The sequence below is a fragment of the Winogradskyella wandonensis genome (genome assembly GCF_004346845.1).
GTDB classification, from domain to species: domain Bacteria; phylum Bacteroidota; class Bacteroidia; order Flavobacteriales; family Flavobacteriaceae; genus Winogradskyella; species Winogradskyella wandonensis.
This window is the reverse complement of the sequence record NZ_SMGI01000003.1, coordinates 249,496-269,030: the sequence shown is the minus strand read 5'-3', so window position 1 is coordinate 269,030 and position 19,535 is coordinate 249,496. Positions and strand designations below refer to the sequence as shown.

Annotated in this window: 18 protein-coding genes; 10 read left to right on the top strand and 8 right to left on the bottom strand. The window is 33.1% G+C overall.

The genetic code is table 11. From position 1 onward, the window contains the following. Position 1: 1 nt before the first annotated feature. From DFQ05_RS13815 to DFQ05_RS10495, 5 genes are all read right to left on the bottom strand, one after another. Complete coding sequence (locus DFQ05_RS13815) at positions 2 to 1,021, bottom strand: DUF2809 domain-containing protein (protein WP_132705360.1); 1,020 nt, start codon at positions 1,019 to 1,021, stop codon at positions 2 to 4. Continuing rightward, complete coding sequence (locus DFQ05_RS10510) at positions 1,018 to 1,329, bottom strand: hypothetical protein (protein ID WP_132705359.1); 312 nt, start codon at positions 1,327 to 1,329, stop codon at positions 1,018 to 1,020. Before DFQ05_RS10510 ends, DFQ05_RS13815 begins: the two co-directional genes overlap by 4 nt. Before the next feature lie 69 nt (positions 1,330 to 1,398). Continuing rightward, positions 1,399 to 2,790, bottom strand: a complete 1,392-nt coding sequence (creD, locus tag DFQ05_RS10505) for a cell envelope integrity protein CreD (RefSeq protein ID WP_132705358.1) — start codon at positions 2,788 to 2,790, stop codon at positions 1,399 to 1,401. Between the two features lie 75 nt (positions 2,791 to 2,865). Continuing rightward, entirely contained in the window at positions 2,866 to 3,159 is a 294-nt protein-coding gene (locus DFQ05_RS10500) for a winged helix-turn-helix domain-containing protein (protein ID WP_132705357.1), read from the bottom strand. A gap of 275 nt (positions 3,160 to 3,434) precedes the next feature. Beyond that, positions 3,435 to 4,046, bottom strand: a complete 612-nt coding sequence (locus DFQ05_RS10495; protein WP_132705356.1) for a hypothetical protein — start codon at positions 4,044 to 4,046, stop codon at positions 3,435 to 3,437. A 111-nt stretch (positions 4,047 to 4,157) separates the two neighbouring features. Between DFQ05_RS10495 and DFQ05_RS10490 the strand changes: the two genes are divergently transcribed. Then, positions 4,158 to 4,493, top strand: a complete 336-nt coding sequence (locus DFQ05_RS10490; RefSeq protein ID WP_132705355.1) for a hypothetical protein — start codon at positions 4,158 to 4,160, stop codon at positions 4,491 to 4,493. Between the two features lie 7 nt (positions 4,494 to 4,500). Next, complete coding sequence (locus tag DFQ05_RS10485) at positions 4,501 to 4,884, top strand: DUF1801 domain-containing protein (protein ID WP_132705354.1); 384 nt, start codon at positions 4,501 to 4,503, stop codon at positions 4,882 to 4,884. Here DFQ05_RS10485 and kdsA read toward each other — a convergent pair. After that, complete coding sequence (gene kdsA / locus DFQ05_RS10480) at positions 4,874 to 5,692, bottom strand: 3-deoxy-8-phosphooctulonate synthase (protein WP_132705434.1); 819 nt, start codon at positions 5,690 to 5,692, stop codon at positions 4,874 to 4,876. The genes DFQ05_RS10485 and kdsA overlap by 11 nt on opposite strands. A 316-nt stretch (positions 5,693 to 6,008) precedes the next feature. Between kdsA and typA the strand changes: the two genes are divergently transcribed. From typA to DFQ05_RS10450, 6 genes are all read left to right on the top strand, one after another. Next, positions 6,009 to 7,808 (top strand): translational GTPase TypA, encoded by a 1,800-nt coding sequence (gene typA / locus DFQ05_RS10475; protein ID WP_199221991.1) that lies wholly within the window; start codon positions 6,009 to 6,011, stop codon positions 7,806 to 7,808. 106 nt (positions 7,809 to 7,914) lie between these two features. Beyond that, entirely contained in the window at positions 7,915 to 8,157 is a 243-nt protein-coding gene (locus tag DFQ05_RS10470; RefSeq protein WP_132705352.1) for a uroporphyrinogen decarboxylase, read from the top strand. 83 nt (positions 8,158 to 8,240) lie between these two features. After that, positions 8,241 to 9,539 carry an O-antigen translocase gene (locus DFQ05_RS10465; RefSeq protein WP_132705351.1) on the top strand — a complete coding sequence of 433 codons (1,299 nt, stop codon included), beginning with the start codon at positions 8,241 to 8,243 and terminating at the stop codon, positions 9,537 to 9,539. Positions 9,540 to 9,653: 114 nt separating this feature from the next. After that, positions 9,654 to 10,865: an MATE family efflux transporter gene (locus DFQ05_RS10460; protein WP_241974254.1), complete on the top strand. Its 1,212-nt coding sequence runs from the start codon at positions 9,654 to 9,656 to the stop codon at positions 10,863 to 10,865. Further along, complete coding sequence (locus DFQ05_RS10455; protein ID WP_132705349.1) at positions 10,846 to 12,405, top strand: phosphoethanolamine transferase; 1,560 nt, start codon at positions 10,846 to 10,848, stop codon at positions 12,403 to 12,405. Before DFQ05_RS10460 ends, DFQ05_RS10455 begins: the two co-directional genes overlap by 20 nt. Then, positions 12,398 to 13,453 carry a glycosyltransferase gene (locus tag DFQ05_RS10450; protein WP_132705348.1) on the top strand — a complete coding sequence of 352 codons (1,056 nt, stop codon included), beginning with the start codon at positions 12,398 to 12,400 and terminating at the stop codon, positions 13,451 to 13,453. Before DFQ05_RS10455 ends, DFQ05_RS10450 begins: the two co-directional genes overlap by 8 nt. On the opposite strand, the gene DFQ05_RS10445 is transcribed toward DFQ05_RS10450, so the two are convergent. Beyond that, positions 13,450 to 14,391 (bottom strand): glycosyltransferase family 2 protein, encoded by a 942-nt coding sequence (locus DFQ05_RS10445; protein WP_132705347.1) that lies wholly within the window; start codon positions 14,389 to 14,391, stop codon positions 13,450 to 13,452. The two genes, DFQ05_RS10450 and DFQ05_RS10445, sit on opposite strands and share 4 nt — an antisense overlap. Before the next feature lie 84 nt (positions 14,392 to 14,475). Between DFQ05_RS10445 and DFQ05_RS10440 the strand changes: the two genes are divergently transcribed. Then, positions 14,476 to 15,582 carry a glycosyltransferase gene (locus DFQ05_RS10440; RefSeq protein ID WP_132705346.1) on the top strand — a complete coding sequence of 369 codons (1,107 nt, stop codon included), beginning with the start codon at positions 14,476 to 14,478 and terminating at the stop codon, positions 15,580 to 15,582. On the opposite strand, the gene DFQ05_RS10435 is transcribed toward DFQ05_RS10440, so the two are convergent. Then, a complete protein-coding gene (locus tag DFQ05_RS10435; protein WP_132705345.1) occupies positions 15,579 to 16,262 on the bottom strand; it encodes a cell division ATP-binding protein FtsE in 684 nt (227 codons plus the stop codon). The two genes, DFQ05_RS10440 and DFQ05_RS10435, sit on opposite strands and share 4 nt — an antisense overlap. Before the next feature lie 249 nt (positions 16,263 to 16,511). On the opposite strand from DFQ05_RS10435, the gene DFQ05_RS10430 reads away from it, so the two are divergent. Continuing rightward, a complete protein-coding gene (locus DFQ05_RS10430; protein ID WP_132705344.1) occupies positions 16,512 to 19,535 on the top strand; it encodes a tetratricopeptide repeat protein in 3,024 nt (1,007 codons plus the stop codon).

The following is a 19,535-nucleotide window of genomic DNA, read 5'->3' as shown; positions in this document are numbered from 1 at the left end:
GTTATCGTATTGCAATTGGGTTTCCTAAATATTTGGGTTTCTTGTCTGTGAGGACATCTAAAACGGCTTTTGCTCTTGCCAAGTATTCTCTTGATGGTTTGTTGAAAAATTGAGCTCTCTTATAGTGTTTGGCATTAAAACCGACAGCTTTTATATCATGTGCATTTGCCAGAAATATGGCACGTTGGCAATGGAAACGTTGTGAGATTATGGTAATACTATGTTGACCAAAAATCTCCTTTGCTCTTACGACAGAATCTAAGGTTCTAAAACCTGCATAGTCTAAGAAAATTTTATTTTCAGGAATTCCTCTCTTAACTAGGTCTTCTTTAAACATACTAGGTTCGTTGTAATTCTTTCTACTGTTATCGCCACTCACTAAAACGTATTCAATTTTATTGGCTTGAAATAGTTTAGCTGTTGCATCAACTCTGTATAAATAGTATAAGCTAATATTTCCGTTAGATGTGTATTTGTTTGCGCCTAAAACGAGTCCGACTTTATTTTTTGGAATATCTTTAATATTGTAAAACGTTTTATTTTCAGCTGTTTTTGCAACGATGTAATTAGGAATAGAAAGACATAGAAGTCCAAATAAAACTCCAAGACTAATTATATATTTTATCTTGAAGAAACGGCGAAAATTTATCTTTTCTCGAAGCTTAGGTTCAAAAATCAAAACAGTTACGATGCCTAAAGCGTAAGCTATCAAATCTGTAAACTGAAAAGTTGTACCAAAGACTAACTTTGCGAGGCTGTTATTATCTAAATTAAGTACCGCTAAGATTGAAGTGAGTTGAAGAAACTCAATTATAAAAGAAACAATAAGGACTAAGATAGCACTCCGCCAAACACCTAAATCACTGATTCCTCTTAATCCGCAATATAATAAGATAACAACGAGATAGTCCCCAAACGTGTGCCTTATAAATCCAGATTTAAGAAAGATAGCAATGCAAGCCTCGATTATAAATAGAGTAATTGCAAATGTGAGATAATGTAAGTTTAATTTCAGCTTCATAATAGTAGTTTATGTCCAGGAAATGTAATGACCATATAGAAATATAGAATTGATATAGGAATATTGCACAGCATAATGACTAAGGTTTTTAGGCCTTCAATTCTGTTAGTCTTATTAAGTAGTGTAGCGCCAAGAATTACCGCAAATAGTATAGTGTTGAGAATAAAGGCTATCACTATAAATAAAATAGCGACATGTATTTGTACAGTAGATTCTCCAAAATATAGATAAAAGGCTAAAAGCATTGTGCCTATAACAAAACTGAGTAAAGCAATTAGTCTTCCGGTAATATTGATGTTGTTTTTCATATCGCGTTTTAAATTAAACCTCGTTCATTTTGGTAATTCAAAAGCGGAACGAGGCTAACCACCAACTAATTAATCGTTGTGCCAATCTATTTTTCTTGATACAAACATTACTGTTGCTAGAATTAAGAAAAGGCCGACGCTTCCTACCAATAGGGCATAATTTTCAAGTTGAATTATTACGTATATAAACGCATATAAGGCCACTAAAGAAATGCCTATAAAACTTGAAAACTTAAAACTTTTTAAAATTGATTTTGAGTAAAAAGTGATTAATGCAACTACAGAAACTCCTGCAACTAAGTAGGCTTTTAAGAAATTACTATGCTCGGAAATGGAAACTAATAATGTGTAGAACATGGTTAAAGCCAATCCAATCATTAAATATTGAAAAGGATGAATATGAATCTTGCTCATGGTTTGGATGAGAAAGAAAATTAGAAATGTGAGCCCAATAACAAGAAAACCATATTTGGCAGAGCGTTCACTCTTTTGGTATTCATCAACCATAACCATAAACTTTGTGCCGAAAGCAAAACGATTAAGGTTTGGAATAGAATTTAAGTGTTGCTGAGAAAAAGCGCGATTGATTTGAAGCACTTTCCAATCGGCTTTAAAACCATCTTTTGTGATTTTTTTTGTCTCGTCATTAGGCAAGTAATTGCCAACAAAACTTGGGTCAGCCCAATTAGAGCTCATGGACATAGTTGTTGTTTTTCCTATGGGAATGATGTCTATTTGTTCACTTCCGTTAAAGGCCATACTAATACTAAAAGCATCGTCATTAGTATCACTAAGTTGTTTTGCATTTATAAATCCAGATTCTAAAACATCTAAATTTGATTGTTTATTTGAGTTATCTGAATTGAAATTAGTTTGAAAGCTGTATGAAGCGTCATTTAACTTCAATACCATTTCGCTCTTAATACCTTTAAGATTTGATGTTTTTATGATAACTGTAGCTTTTTCCCACAGGATATCCTCTTCTTTTATGTCTTTAGAACTTAAATCTGTAGGAATAAAATGACCTGAAAAATCCATTTTTGTTGTAAATACAGCAGATTCAAAGTTTCCTCGATTTAATGTTTTAGAGTTTACATTAACGTCTGCGTCAAGTTTTTCGGGAAATATATACGCGTGTTTAATAAAAGTTTTAGTTTCTGTGAGATAAGTCTTTGTGGTTTCGTTATAAGTTTTGGTCTCTGTATAAGTTTTATAGGGGATTTTGAGCATAGGGCCATAAACTAAAACGTTGTTTCCCCATTTTCCGTTTATTTCTCTTACGACATCAGACTGTCTGTAGGAACGTTCTCTAATTAAGCTGTTGATGTATGAAAGAGGTATCAGAAGTATAATGACTAAAAATCCAACCATAAGCATACGAGCGGTGATTGACGTTTTTAACCAATTAGTGAATTTGTTTTGTGTTGTTGGTTCTTGCGGAGGTGTGTTCGATTGTTCCATATGATTAAAAATTTAAATATTAAAAGTACTTTGTATTTCAAAGTAAATACGTAAAAAAATAGGTTTCGGTTTTTACTAAGTCTTTTTTATTAGTTTTTCCAGTGCATTAATATGTTTTTTAAATTCGGCTTTTCCTAGTTTTGTAGCAGAATAGCGCGTATTTGGCTTTTTGCCAATAAATTGTTTTTCTATTAAAATATATTCCGCTTTCTCGAGGGCTTTCGTATGACTTGCAAGGTTACCGTCTGTGGCGCCAAGCAAGTCTTTAAGTGTATTAAAATCGGCATACTCATTCACCATAAGCACTGACATTATACCCAGTCGAATGCGATGGTCAAATAGTTTGTTTATGTTAGTGATTATGCTCATTTTAGTTAGCAGTTAGCAGTTAGCAGTTAGCAGTTAGCAGTTGGCAGCTCAATTTTTTTATTTACGTTTTAAAATCAAAACACCAATTAAAGATAAAGTAAAGCATATCCCAAAAGTAATTGTATTATCAATAATTGACAGAACATTAAAATCTATGCACTCTAAGTAGGCTTGTCTTTTCGCTCTATAAAAAGCAGTGTAGTTTGATAAAATAAAAAATAGAACAGCAAAGCTAATCCATAATTTTTTTTTCAGTTTCATCTTCAATTTCGAATTCATCGTCTATCATATTTAAAATACATCCAAGTACCGTAAATAATGTGCATTATTCCAAAGCCTAAAACCCAAAGCCAAAATCCATAACCAGGATAATAACTTGCGATTAAACCTAAAATTAGTTGGACATGTCCAAGATACCTTATATCTCCTATGCTATATTTAGAAGCGCTAACTAAAGCCAACCCATAAAAGATAAGCATTAATCCGGCTGTTTGTCCATACCTTCCTTGGCTTAATATTATGAGGCAATAAATTCCGCCAACAACTAAAGGCACTAAAAAATTTATAAGCAACCGTTTTGAGGAACCATCCCAGATTTTTTCGTTGTTCTTTTTTGCCTTTCTTGTTGTTAAGATAATTCCTGTGACTATGCTGAAAAAGGCTACGGCTGCTAAAATGGCCATACATAACCAAAATACTTTGCCGTGAAAAATATACAATGTACCATTGCTGTAAGTTTCAACTAGCCAATATGCTGCTGCTGCTCCTATTAAGGCATAAATACCAGCTAATATTCCTGATAAACCGCTGAGTGAAATAAATCGGGATGATTTATTCATAAGATTTTTAATCTCACTAATGTCTTTTAGATAGTCTTCGTTGCTCATAATAAAAGTACTTTGAAATACAAAGTAAAATAAAAAGTATAGAACTAACAAATCTATTTCAGAAGATTTTAACTAATTTTAAGGTATCTAACTTTTAAAATCAAAAACATTATGGGATTACTTTTAACGATTGCATGTATTTCAGGTGGAATCTTACTAGGATTAGCAACATTAGATAAATGGGATGGAGAAGCTAATTTTTTTAATAAAATAGCAGGATATTTAGTGCCGTTTCAAACCGTAATTGGTGGTGCATTAATCTTCTTTGGTATATGGCATTTTTGGGGTAATTTGCTTTATACAGCTGTAGAGCTTGTTGGAGGATTATTGTTATTAACTCACGTTATTAAGGTGGAATCTATTAAAAAAATATCTGCCAAACTTATGCCATTTAAGGCTATAGTAGGAATTGCTTTAATAGTAATTGGAATTTTAAGACTGTTCTAAACCACTAATGAAACCTGCTGAAGACTATATACTAAATCAGGAAGAGCCTTTTAAATCTATATTGTTGCAACTTCAGTCTATTGTTGAAGCTGTTTTACCTGAGCCAGAATTATTATACAAGTGGAGGATTCCGTTTTATTACAACAACGATTTGCCTGTTTGTTATCTTAATCAATCAAAAAACTATGTAGATTTAGCATTTTGGCATGGCGATAAATTAACTAAGTATAGAAAACATTTTGTGACCGAAAACAGAAAGTCCGTAACCTCATTGCGTTACAAATTGGTTGAAGATATTAATGATGAGGTTATTCAATATATTTTAGAAGAACAACTACGCATTAATACCAATCCATTTAAGCTTACAAGAGTAGGTAAGGCTAAAAATTAGTGACTACTTTTCTAATCGCTGTTAAGTTAGTGAGCAAACCTTCTAAAATATCTAAATGAAGCATATTAGCACCATCACTTTTTGCATTAGCTGGGTCAAAATGCGTTTCTATAAATAAACCATCGACGTTATTTACAACGCCAGCGCGTGCAATCGTTTCTATCATATCTGGTCGTCCACCAGTAACACCAACACTTTGATTTGGCTGTTGTAAAGAATGTGTTACATCGAGAACAGTAGGCGCATACTCACGCATCGTTGGTATACCTCTAAAATCTACAATCATATCTTGGTAACCAAACATGGTACCGCGGTCAGTAATCCAAGCGTGTTCGTTTCCAGCATCTTTTACTTTTTGTACGGCATGCTTCATGGCTTCTGGACTCATAAATTGCCCCTTTTTTAAGTTGACAGTTTTTCCTGTTTCAGCTGCCGCTACAACTAAATCAGTTTGGCGAACTAAAAACGCAGGAATTTGAAGTACATCTACATACTCGGCAGCCATTGCGGCATCTGATGCTTCATGAATATCAGTTACCGTTGGCACATTAAATGTTTCGGAGACTTTACGAAGGATTTTTAGTGCTTTTTCGTTTCCGATTCCTGTAAAACTATCAATTCGGCTGCGGTTGGCTTTTTTAAAACTTCCTTTAAACACGTAAGGAATTTCTAATTTATCTGTAATAGAAATAACTTTTTCAGCTATTCGTAATGCCATGTCTTCGCCTTCGATTGCGCATGGGCCACAGAGTAAAAAGAAGTTATCTGAATTTACGTGTTTTATGTTTGGTATGTTTTGAAGTGCCATGATGAAACCTTTAAAATTACGATGCAAATATACCATAAGTTTCGAGTTTAAATAGCATAAGTTGATAGGCTCGCGTTAGCGATGGCAGCGGCATCCTTTTTGTCCACTTACATTTAGAAAGTTGATGCTTGCTTAAAAATCCTATACAGTTTTTAGTTGCTGAAAATGAATAAATTAAGCCCAAAAAGATACAGCGAAAAGCGCGGTCATCTGAAGCTTTAGCGGAAGATGGAACGCCCAAAAAAGATACTGAAATAAGTTAAACAGATATCCAATTATTAAGCGTATCTTTGCACGCTTAAAATCAGCACCTATTATGGCGACTATTAAAAATATTGCAATTATTGCGCACGTTGACCACGGTAAAACCACCTTGGTAGATAAAATTATGTATCACTGTCAGTTATTTCGTGAAAACGAGAATACAGGCGATTTAATTTTGGATAACAACGATTTGGAACGAGAAAGAGGAATTACAATTACTTCTAAAAACGTTTCGGTAATCTATAAAGACACTAAAATTAACATCATTGATACGCCTGGTCACGCTGATTTTGGTGGAGAAGTAGAGCGTGTTTTAAACATGGCTGATGGTGTACTTTTATTAGTTGATGCTTTTGAAGGGCCAATGCCACAAACTCGTTTTGTATTGCAAAAAGCGATTGATTTAGGGTTGAAACCTTGCGTAGTTATTAATAAAGTTGATAAGGAAAACTGTACACCAGATGAGGTGCATGAAAAGGTGTTTGACTTAATGTTTGAGCTTGGTGCAGAAGAATGGCAGTTAGATTTTCCAACCGTTTACGGTTCGGCAAAGAATAATTGGATGAGTGAGGATTGGCAGAAGCAAACTGAAAATATCGAGCCATTATTAGATATGGTGATTGAGCATATTCCTGAGCCAAAAATTGAAGAAGGCACAACACAGATGTTAATTACATCTTTAGATTTCTCTTCGTTTACGGGACGAATTGCTATTGGACGTTTAACACGTGGTAGCTTAAAAGTAAATCAGCAGATATCTTTGGTAAAGCGTGATGGCTCTATTGTAAAAAATAAGATTAAAGAATTACATACGTTTGAAGGTCTTGGTCGTAAGAAAGTAGACGAAGTAGTTGCTGGTGACATATGTGCTATTGTAGGTCTTGAAGGTTTTGAAATTGGTGATACTGTTGCCGATTTTGAAAATCCTGAAGGCTTAAAAACCATCGCTATTGATGAGCCGACGATGAGCATGTTGTTTACAATTAATGATAGTCCTTTCTTCGGAAAAGACGGAAAATTTGTAACCTCTCGACATATTAAAGACCGCTTAACTAAGGAACTTGAAAAGAACTTGGCATTACGGGTTGAAGAGACAGATAGTGCAGATAAGTTTATGGTTTTTGGTCGTGGTGTATTACACTTATCAGTTTTAATCGAGACGATGCGCCGTGAAGGCTACGAACTACAAATCGGTCAGCCACAAGTAATCATCAAGGAAATTGATGGTGTAAAATGTGAACCTTTCGAAGAAATGACTATTGATTTACCAGAACACGTTTCGGGTAAAGCTATTGAAATGGTAACGATGCGTAAAGGTGAAATGCTAAGTATGGAAGCTAAAGGCGACCGCATGGTTTGTGAATTTATTGTGCCTTCTCGTGGTATTATTGGTTTACGAAATCAATTATTAACAGCAACTGCTGGAGAAGCTATTATGGCACATCGTTTTAAAGAATATCAACCATTAAAAGGAGGAATTCCTGAAAGACAGAATGGGTCGTTAGTATCTATGGAAAATGGTCAAGCGATACCATATTCTATTGATAAATTACAAGAAAGAGGAAAGTTTTTTATAGATCCAGGTGAAGATATTTATGAAGGTCAAGTTATTGGGGAAAATTCTCGTGGTGATGATATGACAGTTAATGTAACGAAGACTAAAAAGTTGAGTAACGTACGTTCTTCTGGAGCAGATGATAAGGCTAAGATTGTACCTGCAATTAAGTTTAGTTTAGAAGAAGCTTTGGAGTATATTCAGAAAGATGAATATGTTGAGGTGACACCGAACCACTTAAGATTACGTAAGATTTTCTTGAAGGAAGTTGATCGTAAGCGTAACAAGATTCACTAGAATTTTAGAAATTCTAACATAAATATAAAAGAGAAATTTTAGCAATAGAATTTCTCTTTTTTCAGCTTAACTATTAATTGAAAATTACCGATTTCGCGGAAATAAGATGGAATTATTTGGAATTACTGGAACAGAATATATAGGGTATTTAGCATCATTTATGGTGTTAATGTCCTTTACGATGAAAAACGTAAAGAAACTACGTATGGTTAATATTTCAGGCTGTGTGTTGTTTATAATCTATGGATTTTTAATGCCTACATTACGTGTGGGTTTACCTATAATAATTGCCAATGCGGCAATTTTGGTAGTCAACGTTTACTATCTTTTAAAACCTTCAGAACAGTAACGTCTTAAATTTTATGGTGTTAAGTTGGTCATTTACTTTGAAAAAATTAGATTTGTTCAAAACTAAATTTCCCCAAACTCCAGTTGAAAAAATTCAATAGGTATATAAATTCCAACGTGCTATTTAATGTAGCTAACCTAAATTCTTTTACAGTTGGATTAAAAATTATTGCTGGTTTATTTACTTCAAAATTTATCGCCATTTTTATCGGTGCCGAAGGTCTTGCTCTTGTTGGGAATATTTCAAGTTTTTTAAAGGGAATTCAGTCTTTTTCAGCTCTAGGTTTTTATAAGGGTTTGGTGAAATACATCGCTGAATTTAAAGAAAAAGAGGAAGATTTAAGTAAAGTATTATCAACAGGGTTTTACATTGGTTTTATCAGCACCATGGCGGCGGCCCTTTCTTGTTATTACTTTGCAGATTATGTAAATACCTTCTTATTCGGCGACGCAGATTATACTTATGTTATAGAAATTTTGGCTTTTGTGCTTCCTCTTTATTCGCTAAACGCCTTTTGTTTTGCGATTATGAATGGATACTCCAAATACAAATTTTTACTCATAATAAATATCATTGGTCAAATCGGAGGTCTGCTTATAACACTTCTTCTTATTTGGCAAGACCGAATAGATGGTGCTCTAATAGCTATAGCTATAACGCCGGGACTTATCTTTTTAATAACACTAGTTGGCATTTTGTTTAGAACAAGTCTTGTGCCTTTTGTTAAGATTACAAAGGTCTCGTCCACGATGCTAAACAAACTTAGTCCGTATTCTGTAATGGCTCTAACGAGTGCGGTCGCGCTACCTGTGGTGATGATATTAATTCGTAATTATATTATTGATGAAATTGGAATTAAGGAAGCTGGTTATTGGGAGGCAATGAATCGTATTTCAGATTATTATATGATGTTTGTTAATTCTTTAATAGCGTTGTATTTAGTTCCTAAATTAAAAACTATAGATACTAAAACCGATTTTAGAAACGAAGTTTTAAGCTTTTATAAGAGTTTAATGCCGTACTTCGCTGGCATTTTAATTATTCTGTATTTTGCTCGAAGCCTTGCAATTCGTCTTATTTTTTCTGAAGAGTTTTTACCCACAGGAGAATTATTTTTGTGGCAGATTCTTGGAGACTTTATTAGAGTTTTAGCTATGGTAATAGCCTACCAGTTTTTGGCTAAGAAAATGTTTAGCCATTTTATAATCCTAGAAATATTCTTGTTTGTAACACTATACGTGTCTAGTATTTATTTGATTGATGTCTATGGATTAGAAGGTGCGGTTATGGGGCATTTTCTTACGCACTTATTACATTTTGGTATCGTTATTTTAATTTTTAGTAGTTCCCTTTTTAGAATTATTCCAGAGGATACTATATAAAATAGCATTCTAATACATATATTTCGGAAAAGTTTTAATTAAAACTGCATGTTTCTTAGGCTACTTTCCTACAATTCCATTATTATATTTTTCAAGCTCTTATCTTCGTTTGTAGTGTCTAAGGTTAGTGCTATTTTCTTAGGGCCAAGTGGCTATGCTTTGGTTGGTAATTTTAGAAATATCTTTCAAATTGTAATTGGGGTTACGGCAAATGGCTTTCAGAGTGGGACAATACGATACATAGCGGAAAACAAAAACAATACCTTACATTTTTCTAAAGTTGTTTCCTCGATAATTTTCTTTAGTCTTTCTTTATCGATAGTCGTTGGCGTACTGCTTTCAATATTTTCTAATAGTTTAAGTTATTACGTCTTTAAGTCAAATGACTATGCAGATGTATTTGTTTCACTTGCTGTGTTATTGCCTTTAATCTCTTTAAATTTCATTGTTTTATACATTATAAATGGGCTTCAAGAGCTAAAGAGTTATACTAAGTTGTCTGTATTGTATAGTGTTTTAAATGCTGCTATAACAGCAGTATTGATATATAACTATAATCTTAAAGGTGCGCTTGTAGCCATAGTTTTTACTTCTGCGGTAACTTTTATTGTAAGTTTACTTCTAAAGTCGGTACGATTAGTTATTGTTAATGTTTTAAGTCTTTTTAAAAATGTTTCTGTAGCGATTATAAAGTCAATGTCTACCTATATAATCATGGCAACTTACTCTACTATTTTACTTAGTTTCTCCTATCTTTTAATACGAAATTCTATTATTTCTGTAGAAGGTGAAGCTGTTGCTGGTTACTGGGAGGCTGTTAATAAGATATCTATGTTTTACATGATATTTTTCACTTCAATTTTCACACTGTATTTGTTGCCTAAACTTTCCATAAATACAACATTGAAGGGATACAAGTCTATCATGAATTATTATTTCAGTAGATTAATTCCGTTGTTAATTGCCATGTTCGTGGTTTTATATCTTATTCGTTTTTTTGTTATCCGATTGTTTTTAACTGAGGAGTTTATAATTATAGAAAAGTACGTTATTCTTCAATTTATTGGGGATTTCTTTAAGATAATAGGGTTTTCATTAGCTTATCAGTTTCATGCAAAAAAAATGGTGGCTTATTATTTTTTAACGGATGCTATAATTTATCTTTCGTTTTATGCATTTAGTGTCTATTTCTTAAAATCGCTACATCTAGACGGTGTATTCTACGCTTATATCTTAAGTACATCCTTATATCTTATCGTGACTAGTTTAATTATATTTACAAAGAATAAAAACTATCTCTTAGCTGATGACTCTTCGCTTAATTAGACATTTGTTTCTTTTAGCAACACCGCTAATATTAAAATATCTGTTTTTTCTAGTCTTTGTGGATTGGGGCGTTTTCGACCACGAAGATTTAGTTGAGGATGCCATATTTTTTTGTAGTGTTTCGCTATTAATTCATATTCAGTTTTTTCAAAATAAGCTATTTAATAATCTTTTACTATTTGTCTATATTTTTTATGTTGTTTTAGAAACTACATCGTATTTGGCGGTGTCTTCGACATTTTCATCATCCTACATGTATCTACTTTTAGAGTCAAGTTCTTCTGAACTAAAAGAATTTGCGGGAGGCTATTTTAATTGGAAAATACTTCTGGTATTTCTAGCTAATAGCTTATTGTTTCTAAAATTGCGAAATGTGAATTTTAAGGTTGATTTTAAGTATTCTAATAGCATTGGTTTTAGTGGTGCTTTGGTTATTTTGTTGTTTTTAAAATTTACAGGATTTATAGAAAGTAATGCATATCATAATGCAGTACGTGGAGTTTACGGTTATGTAGATTTGCAGAATGGAATGCAGCTTTCATCAAATATTAAGGCTGCGGATTTACAAATCACGGCAGATAATGACGTGCTAGTTTTAGTTCTGGGCGAATCTACCAATAGAAGCCATATGCAAATCTATGGGTATAATAAACCAACAACACCATTGCTAAATACCATAAAAGACAGCTTATATATCTTTAACAATGTTATCTCTACTGATGTTTTTACACTTAAAGCTGTCCCCAAAATTTTAACCTCTTTAAGCGATATGTCCAGTGGAAATCTAACAGATATTGTTCAGGTATTTAATGCGGCAGATTATGACACTTACTGGCTATCTAATCAGCGACCGATAAGCTATCACGATAATGCCATTAGCAAAATAGCCTCAAAATCTAAGAGTTTTAAATTTTATAATCATTTAATAGATAGAGATACTAAAATTTTGGATGAGGAAATACTACCTGATTACGAAGAGCTATTGGATAAACCTGGAAAAAAACTAATTGTGTTACGATTAATTGGGACGCACTTTGATTATGATAATAGATATCCGGCTTCATTTAATCGATTTGACAATAACCCCAATATTTCAGAAAAAGAAAGACTTAGAAATCAATACGATAATGCTATTTTGTATAACGATTTTATAGTTCATGAGATTTTATCGAAACTAAAGGCCAAAAATCAAAAAAGTGCAATGGTTTATATATCAGATCACGGCGAAAATATTTATGACGAGGGCACCGACTTTTTTGGTAGAAACGAAGAAATATTAACAAAATCTATGTTTGAGATTCCTTTTGTATTATGGGTTTCGGATGAGTTTGAAAAACCTATTGACTTCGAATACAATAAAAACATGCCTTTTACATCACAATTCACTTACGATAGTTTAGGACATCTATTCGGGATTATGCACACCAGCATGACTAAAGAAAATAGTGTTTTTAGTAAATCATATACACCTAAAAAGCGAATGGTTGTTGGAAACAAAAATTTTGACACCTATTTTAATAGTACTGATTTAAATGACTAAAAAAGTAGGCTTACTTATAGATAGATTAGCTTCTGGCGGTGCTGAGAAGATGACAGCAAATTTATCTAAATCTCTTGTTGCTTTAGGATACAACGTTACAACTATAATCATGCAAAATCATATAGATTACGATTATGCTGGTAATCTTTACAATTTTGGTGAGATAAAGTCTAAACACTCTAAAATAAAAGCTTTTAGATTATTTAAAAATTATGTTCGTGCTCAAAGTTTTGATGTCATTTTAGACCATCGTGTACGTACAAAATGGTTAAAAGAATTTATTTTTTCAAGATTTGTTTTCAAAAATTCTAGGGTCATTTATTGTGTGCATCATTACGATTTGTCTTTATATTTTCCGTTAGTTACAATGCCATTTCTATCAAAATATACCCTAGTTAAGAATAGAGAAATTATCGTTGTTAGCAAATTGGCTAAATCTGAAATTAAAAAGCAGCTGGGGCTAGATAGTTTCGTTATCTATAATTACCCTATAATAAACGAATCAAAACCTATAAGTGTTGATTATGATTATGTCATCGCTGTTGGTCGATTAGAAAAGATAAAACAATTTGATGTATTAATAACCTGTTATAAGGCATCAAGACTACCAGAAAATGATATTAAGCTGCTTATCTTCGGCGAAGGTTCCGAACGTGATACTTTAAATCGACAAATAGAAGAACAACATCTCGGTGATTTGGTATTTTTAAAAGGATTCGATACCAATGTTGCTGGCTTTATAGAAAAGGCAAAGGCGTTAGTTTTGTCAAGCCATAGCGAAGGTTTTCCAATGGTTCTTATCGAGGCTATACAGTTAATAACACCAGTGATTTCTTTTGATTGTAAAAGTGGCCCCTCAGAAATTATAGAGCAAGGCATAAATGGACTGCTTGTTAAAAATCAAGATGAAAACGAATTAATCAACGCACTAAATAAACTTTTAGACACCGATTTTTACGATACACTAACACAAAATCTTAGAACTTACATTTCGCCCTTTACAGAGGAAAAAGCGCTACAGCAATGGATTAGTTTAATCGAGGTTTAGGACGCTTTAAAAATAAAATGAGGATTAAGTTTTAACCTGTCTTTTATTTTAAATAACCAGCGGACAACAGAATTGGGTAATCTTAAAATAAGGCGTTGATAGCCTGTAAGGTTTTTAAAATCAATAGCTTTTAAAAGCGCTTCTTCCAAATTTGTTTTACCGGAAAGCTTAAAAAAAACGAGCGTAGCAAAACGATTTAAATCCATATACCGGTTTAGATTTGGATTCTGTTTTTCTTCGTTTTTATAGCTATTTAAAAATTTTGGAATCGCTTTTTTTTCGTTAAAATTAGACATGTTATCATCCATTGTTCTGTTATAAATTGCGGTTACAGAACTGTTGTCTAACACAAACTTATAATTCAATGCAATTCTGATATACAAATCGATATCTTGCTCTGAATATATTTCAGGGTCAAAATTCCCAACTTTTTCAAAAACATATTTAGGAATACATGTAGAGCCAACCCAGGCGATACAATGCTCCAAGGAATGTTTAAAAAAATCGGGAACAACGTCTCTAAAGTTTTTTTCTAATCCATTAAAATTTGCACGATGATAAATACTCTCCGTTTTTTTTAGCGTGTATCCCGTACAATAAGCACCTTGATTTGGGTAGTCCTTAATTAAATCATATAGTGTTTGTAAGTGGTTAGGCTCCCAATAATCGTCGGCGTCAATCATGGCAATATAATTGGCTTTTGCATACGATATGGCATTATTTCTTGTGTGTGATAAACCTTGGTTTTCTTGATTAAAAATGGTTATACGATAATCATCTATTTTTTTGACTTCTGCAACGCTATTATCCGTGCTTCCATCATTAACTACAATAACCTCGAAATCTTCAAACGTTTGATTAATAACAGTTTCAAGAGTTTTTTTAATGTATTTTTCTTTGTTATAAAGCGGTATGACTACTGAAAAAAACGGAGGCATTTTCTATTGAATTTAGGGTAAAAATAATCTTTTATTTCAAGCTTGTTTTTAGACTTTACAATTAAAATCCCATAGATTTGTGATATGTCTAGTAAAAGCATACAAATTGTAGCCTTCAATAATCCTTATCCAGCTAATTTTGGTGGAGCTATAGATATGTTTTATAAGATTAAGGCTCTAACTCAGTTAGGTGTTAAAATAGATTTACATGTGTTTTATGATGATAGGGCTAACTTTGAAGAATTAGAAACGTTATGCGAAACTATTTATAGGTATAAACGACAAAAACATATAGCAAAACACTTTTCGTTTTTACCTTTCTCTGTAAAAACTAGGCAAAGTCAATTACTTGTAGATAGACTAAAAGCAAATGCAGCTCCAATTTTTATCGAATCGTTGCGCTGTTGTGGTATGTTGATAAATGCCAACTTTAAGCAGAACGTTGCTGTAAGAAATCATAATATTGAGCATAATTACAGTTGGGGCTTATCTAAGAGCGAAACCCATCCTCTTAGAAAATTAGCGCATTATATCGAAGGTAAAAAACAGAAAAAGTTTGAAGCTATATTAAACAAAGCCGATTTACTTTTTAATATTTCTTATAGTGAGCATGCTTATTTCTCTAAAACGTATAATCCTAAATCGGTTTTTTTGCCTGCTTTTCAAGGTTACAAGTCTATAACATCAAAACCTGGTCGTGGGGAATACGCGTTATACCACGGCGATTTAACTACTGCAGATAATTTAAAATCCGCACAGTTTTTAATAACAGTATTTAAGGATTTAGATTTTCCGCTTGTTATTGCTGGTTCAAACCTTCCTAAGAGTCTATTAGAGCTTATCCAAAAATATAATACTATTTCGTTTGTAAAAGTCACAGAACAAGAGGAGCTTACAAAACTCATAGAGAATGCTCACATTAATACCTTATATTCTTTTCAGGAGTCTGGAACTAAACTTAAGGTTTTTACAGCCTTATTTAATGGCAGACATTGTATTTTGAATAAAAATATGGTCGACGATGCTAAAATCTTATCTGTTTGCGAAGTTGCAGAAACAAAAAAAGCTTACCAAAACGCAGTAAGAGAACTAATTTCAAAACAATTTAGTCTTACAGAAGAACGAAAAGTAGCTTTGGCTAATTATAAAGACATAGAGAATGCCAAAATTATTGTAGAGAATTTACTCTAACTTTTACGTTGCACCACCTCAAACACCTTATTCTCATCGCACTTAAAGGTTTTACTTGGATACTTTAAAAGTAAGGCATAATCGTGTGTTGCCATCAAAATGGTATTTCCATTTTTGTTAATGTCTTGTAGCAACTCCATTACCTCAATGCTTGTTTGTGGGTCTAGATTTCCAGTAGGTTCATCTGCCAAAATTAGCTCTGGTTCGTTAAGTAAGGCTCTTGCGATAGCAATTCGTTGTTGTTCGCCACCCGAAAGCTCATGAGGAAACTTAAAGCCTTTTGTACCCATTCCCACTTTATTCAAAACAGAATCAATACGTTCTTTTATGTCGTCCTTGTCTTTCCAACCAGTAGCTTTTAAAACAAACTCTAAGTTGCCATTTACGGTTCTATCGGGTAGTAATTTAAAATCTTGGAACACAATTCCCAATTTTCGTCTTAAAAACGGAATATCCTTTTCTTTTAAGCCTTTAAGATTAAAGTCTACAATTTCACCTTCACCTTCTGTGAGTTCTAAATCGGCATAAAGTGTTTTCATAAAACTACTTTTTCCGCTGCCTGTTTTACCAATTAGATATACAAAATCGCCTTTTTGTAATTCTACATTTACATCTGTAAGTACTAAGTTGTTTCCCTGATAGATATTGGCATTTTTAAGCTGTAAAACAGTTTTAGACATAAGTTTTTTAAAAGTTGAAAACGTTAATGGGTATAAATGTATTGTAAAAAAATCAATTTTAGGTTTTTCAGTGTGGCATAATAATTGGCAGTACATTTTACTTAACGTAGAAAATCAATAGCGTATTAACAAATAGGAATTTGATAACTTAGTTCATAATTATCACGGTTTTTATACGTTAGTATTAACACATTCAATTAATTTTGGGTGTAAGTGTTTCATCAAAATACAAATCAAAAAACGACGCTAATGACGTTACTAAAAAATATAAGTCTTGGTCTTTTTCTGTGTGTTTCTTCACTACTTATTGCTCAAGAAACCGCTATTTATACAAGCCAGTTTAAGGACTATCAAAAAGCATTAACCTTATATAATAATAAGCAATACAAAGCAGCTCAATCTTTATTCGATGATATTAAATACAATACGGAAGACGACCTATTAAAGTCTGATTGTAGTTACTACATTGCCAATTGCGCAGTAAGACTCAATCAAAAAAATGCAGATGATTTAATCGAAGATTTTGTAGAAGACTACCCAACAAGTACTAAACGAAATACAGCTTTTTTGGACGTTGGTGATTTTTATTTTGAAAATTCAGATTATTCCCGCGCCAGAAAATGGTACGAAAAAGTAGACGAAAATAGTATTGCGCGCTCAGAGCAAGACAAGTATAATTTTAACTACGGTTATAGTCTTTATGCTACCAAAAATAGAACAGGTGCAGAGAAATATCTTAATCGCGTAAAAGAAAATGGTGAATACACCGAGCAAGCCAAATATTATTTAGGCTATATGGCTTACGAAGGCGATGATTATGATGCTGCGAACGACTATTTTGAAGCGGTTTCTGATAATGAAAAGTACAAAGAGAAGCTAAGCTACTATCAAGCAGATTTGAATTTTAAACTCGGAAAGTTTGATAAAGCCATAGAACTCGCAGAAGCACAGTTGCCAAAGAGCAATGAAGAAGAAAAGTCAGAATTATCTAAAATTATAGGAGAGAGTTATTTTAATCTTCAGAAATATGCTGAAGCAATTCCGTATCTAAAAAATTACAACGGTAAAAATGGACGCTGGAATAATACCGACTTCTATCAATTGGGGTATGCGTATTACAAGCAAGATGATTTTGAGAATGCAATTTCAGAGTTTAATAAAATTATAAACGGAAACAATTCCATAGCGCAAAACGCCTATTATCATTTAGGCGAAAGTTATATTAATCTCAATAAAAAAACAGAAGCATTAAATGCCTTTAGGAATGCGTCACAAATGCCGTTTGACGACAAGATTAAAGAAGATGCTTGGTTAAACTATGCCAAGTTGAGTTACGAAATAGGGAATCCTTACCAATCCGTACCGCAAGTGTTAGCAGGTTATCTGGAGGCATACCCTAAAACGCTTTATAAAGAAGAGATTGAAACCTTACTCATTGATTCTTACATCACGTCAAAAAATTATAAAGAAGCCTTAAACCTATTAGAAAACAGAAAGAGTTTCGAGAATAAAGTAGCTTATCAAAAAGTGGCTTTTTATCGTGGTATAGAGTTATACAATGAAGACCAATATTCTGAAGCTCTAAACATGTTCGAAAAGTCATTGTCAGAACCAAGAGATAATGTATTTGTGGCCAGAGCAACCTTCTGGAAGGCGGAAACGGACTATAACTTAACCAACTATAACGACGCTTTGATTGGGTTTAAACAATTCAAGCAACAAGATGGAATTTCAGAATTATCCGAGACCAAAAATCTAGACTATAATTTAGCATACACTTATTTTAAGCTGAAAGATTACAGTCAAGCCTCAAATTATTTCAAATTATTTATAGATAGAACAAAAGAGGATAAGCTTAGGGTTAACGATGCATATCTACGATTGGGTGATGGCTATTTTGTATCGAGTGATTACGCAAAGGCCATTTCAGCTTACGATAAAGCCATTGGTATCAATGAAATTGAAACTGACTATGCAGCTTTTCAAAAAGCCATGAGTCATGGTTACATGGGGAAAGCGTCTACAAAAATAAAAGAACTAAATACATTTATAATAGGATATCCAAAGTCAGGCTTACGAGACGATGCCATGTATGAGTTAGCAAACTCTTATGTAAAAGCTAATGATACGGATAAGGCTATGGAAATGTACGACCGTTTAAACTCAGAATACAAGCGAAGTGCTTTTGTTTCTAAGTCCTTACTGCGTCAAGGCTTAGTGTATTACAACTCTAATGAGAATGAGTTGGCGTTGAATAAATTCAAAAAAGTAGCTAATGATTATGCAGGTTCGCAAGAAGCGGTGCAAGCCGTATCTACTGCGCGATTGATTTATATAGATTTGGGTCGTGTAGATGAATATGCGCGTTGGGTAAAAACGTTGGATTATGTTGAAGTAACCGATGCAGAATTGGACAATACCACGTATTTAGCAGCAGAAAAACAATATTTAGATGGTAATACAGATGCAGCCATTACACAGTTCAATAAATATATTAATGCCTTTCCAAGCGGAATTCACGCTGTAAAATCTCACTTTTATTTAGCCCAATTATACTACAAGAAGGAATTATTCGATAATGCGAAACCACATTACAAAGCCGTTGTAGAAGCTGCTAAGAGTGAATACACAGAGCAAGCTACTGTAAAACTTAGTGAAATATACTTAAATGATTCAAATTGGTCTGAGGCGATATTGGTTTTAAAACAGCTAGAAGCTGAGGCAGATTATCCTCAGAATATTATTTACGCGCAGTCTAATCTAATGAATGCCTATTACCAAACTAAAGATTTTACAGAGGCAGAAAGTTATGCTGAAAAGGTATTGTCTAAATCTAACTTAGATAGTAAGGTTAAAAATGATGCTCAACTCATTATTGCACGTTCTGCTTGGGAAACTGGTAACGAATCTAAAGCAAAATCTGCCTATGCTGAGGTGCAAAAAACAGCTTCAGGGATTGTTGCAGCAGAGGCCTTGTATTATAATGCGTATTTCAAAAATAAAGATGGAAAGTATGCGGCTTCAAATACTGTTATTCAGAAATTAGCTAAAGATTACAGTAGTTATAAGCTCTACTCAGCCAAAGGCCTGGTTGTTATGGCAAAGAATTATTATGCTTTAGATGATGCATTTCAGGCGACCTATATTTTAGAAAGTGTGATTTCTAGCTTCCCAGAATACGAAGATGTTGTAGCAGAAGCAAAACAAGAACTCGATATAATAAAATCAGAAGAAGCAAAGACAAATTCATCAATCGAATCAGGTGATAATTAA

Coding starts and splice junctions, on each gene's coding strand:
- DFQ05_RS10495 (WP_132705356.1), bottom strand. CDS start 4,046: ATGAGCAACGAAGACTATCTAAAAGACATTAGTGAGATTAAAAATCTT.
- DFQ05_RS10430 (WP_132705344.1), top strand. CDS start 16,512: ATGACGTTACTAAAAAATATAAGTCTTGGTCTTTTTCTGTGTGTTTCT.
- DFQ05_RS10485 (WP_132705354.1), top strand. CDS start 4,501: ATGAAACCTGCTGAAGACTATATACTAAATCAGGAAGAGCCTTTTAAA.
- DFQ05_RS13815 (WP_132705360.1), bottom strand. CDS start 1,021: ATGAAGCTGAAATTAAACTTACATTATCTCACATTTGCAATTACTCTA.
- creD (WP_132705358.1), bottom strand. CDS start 2,790: ATGGAACAATCGAACACACCTCCGCAAGAACCAACAACACAAAACAAA.
- DFQ05_RS10470 (WP_132705352.1), top strand. CDS start 7,915: ATGGAATTATTTGGAATTACTGGAACAGAATATATAGGGTATTTAGCA.
- DFQ05_RS10450 (WP_132705348.1), top strand. CDS start 12,398: ATGACTAAAAAAGTAGGCTTACTTATAGATAGATTAGCTTCTGGCGGT.
- DFQ05_RS10445 (WP_132705347.1), bottom strand. CDS start 14,391: ATGCCTCCGTTTTTTTCAGTAGTCATACCGCTTTATAACAAAGAAAAA.
- DFQ05_RS10435 (WP_132705345.1), bottom strand. CDS start 16,262: ATGTCTAAAACTGTTTTACAGCTTAAAAATGCCAATATCTATCAGGGA.
- DFQ05_RS10455 (WP_132705349.1), top strand. CDS start 10,846: ATGACTCTTCGCTTAATTAGACATTTGTTTCTTTTAGCAACACCGCTA.
- DFQ05_RS10500 (WP_132705357.1), bottom strand. CDS start 3,159: ATGAGCATAATCACTAACATAAACAAACTATTTGACCATCGCATTCGA.
- DFQ05_RS10490 (WP_132705355.1), top strand. CDS start 4,158: ATGGGATTACTTTTAACGATTGCATGTATTTCAGGTGGAATCTTACTA.
- DFQ05_RS10440 (WP_132705346.1), top strand. CDS start 14,476: ATGTCTAGTAAAAGCATACAAATTGTAGCCTTCAATAATCCTTATCCA.
- kdsA (WP_132705434.1), bottom strand. CDS start 5,692: ATGGCACTTCAAAACATACCAAACATAAAACACGTAAATTCAGATAAC.
- typA (WP_199221991.1), top strand. CDS start 6,009: ATGGCGACTATTAAAAATATTGCAATTATTGCGCACGTTGACCACGGT.
- DFQ05_RS10510 (WP_132705359.1), bottom strand. CDS start 1,329: ATGAAAAACAACATCAATATTACCGGAAGACTAATTGCTTTACTCAGT.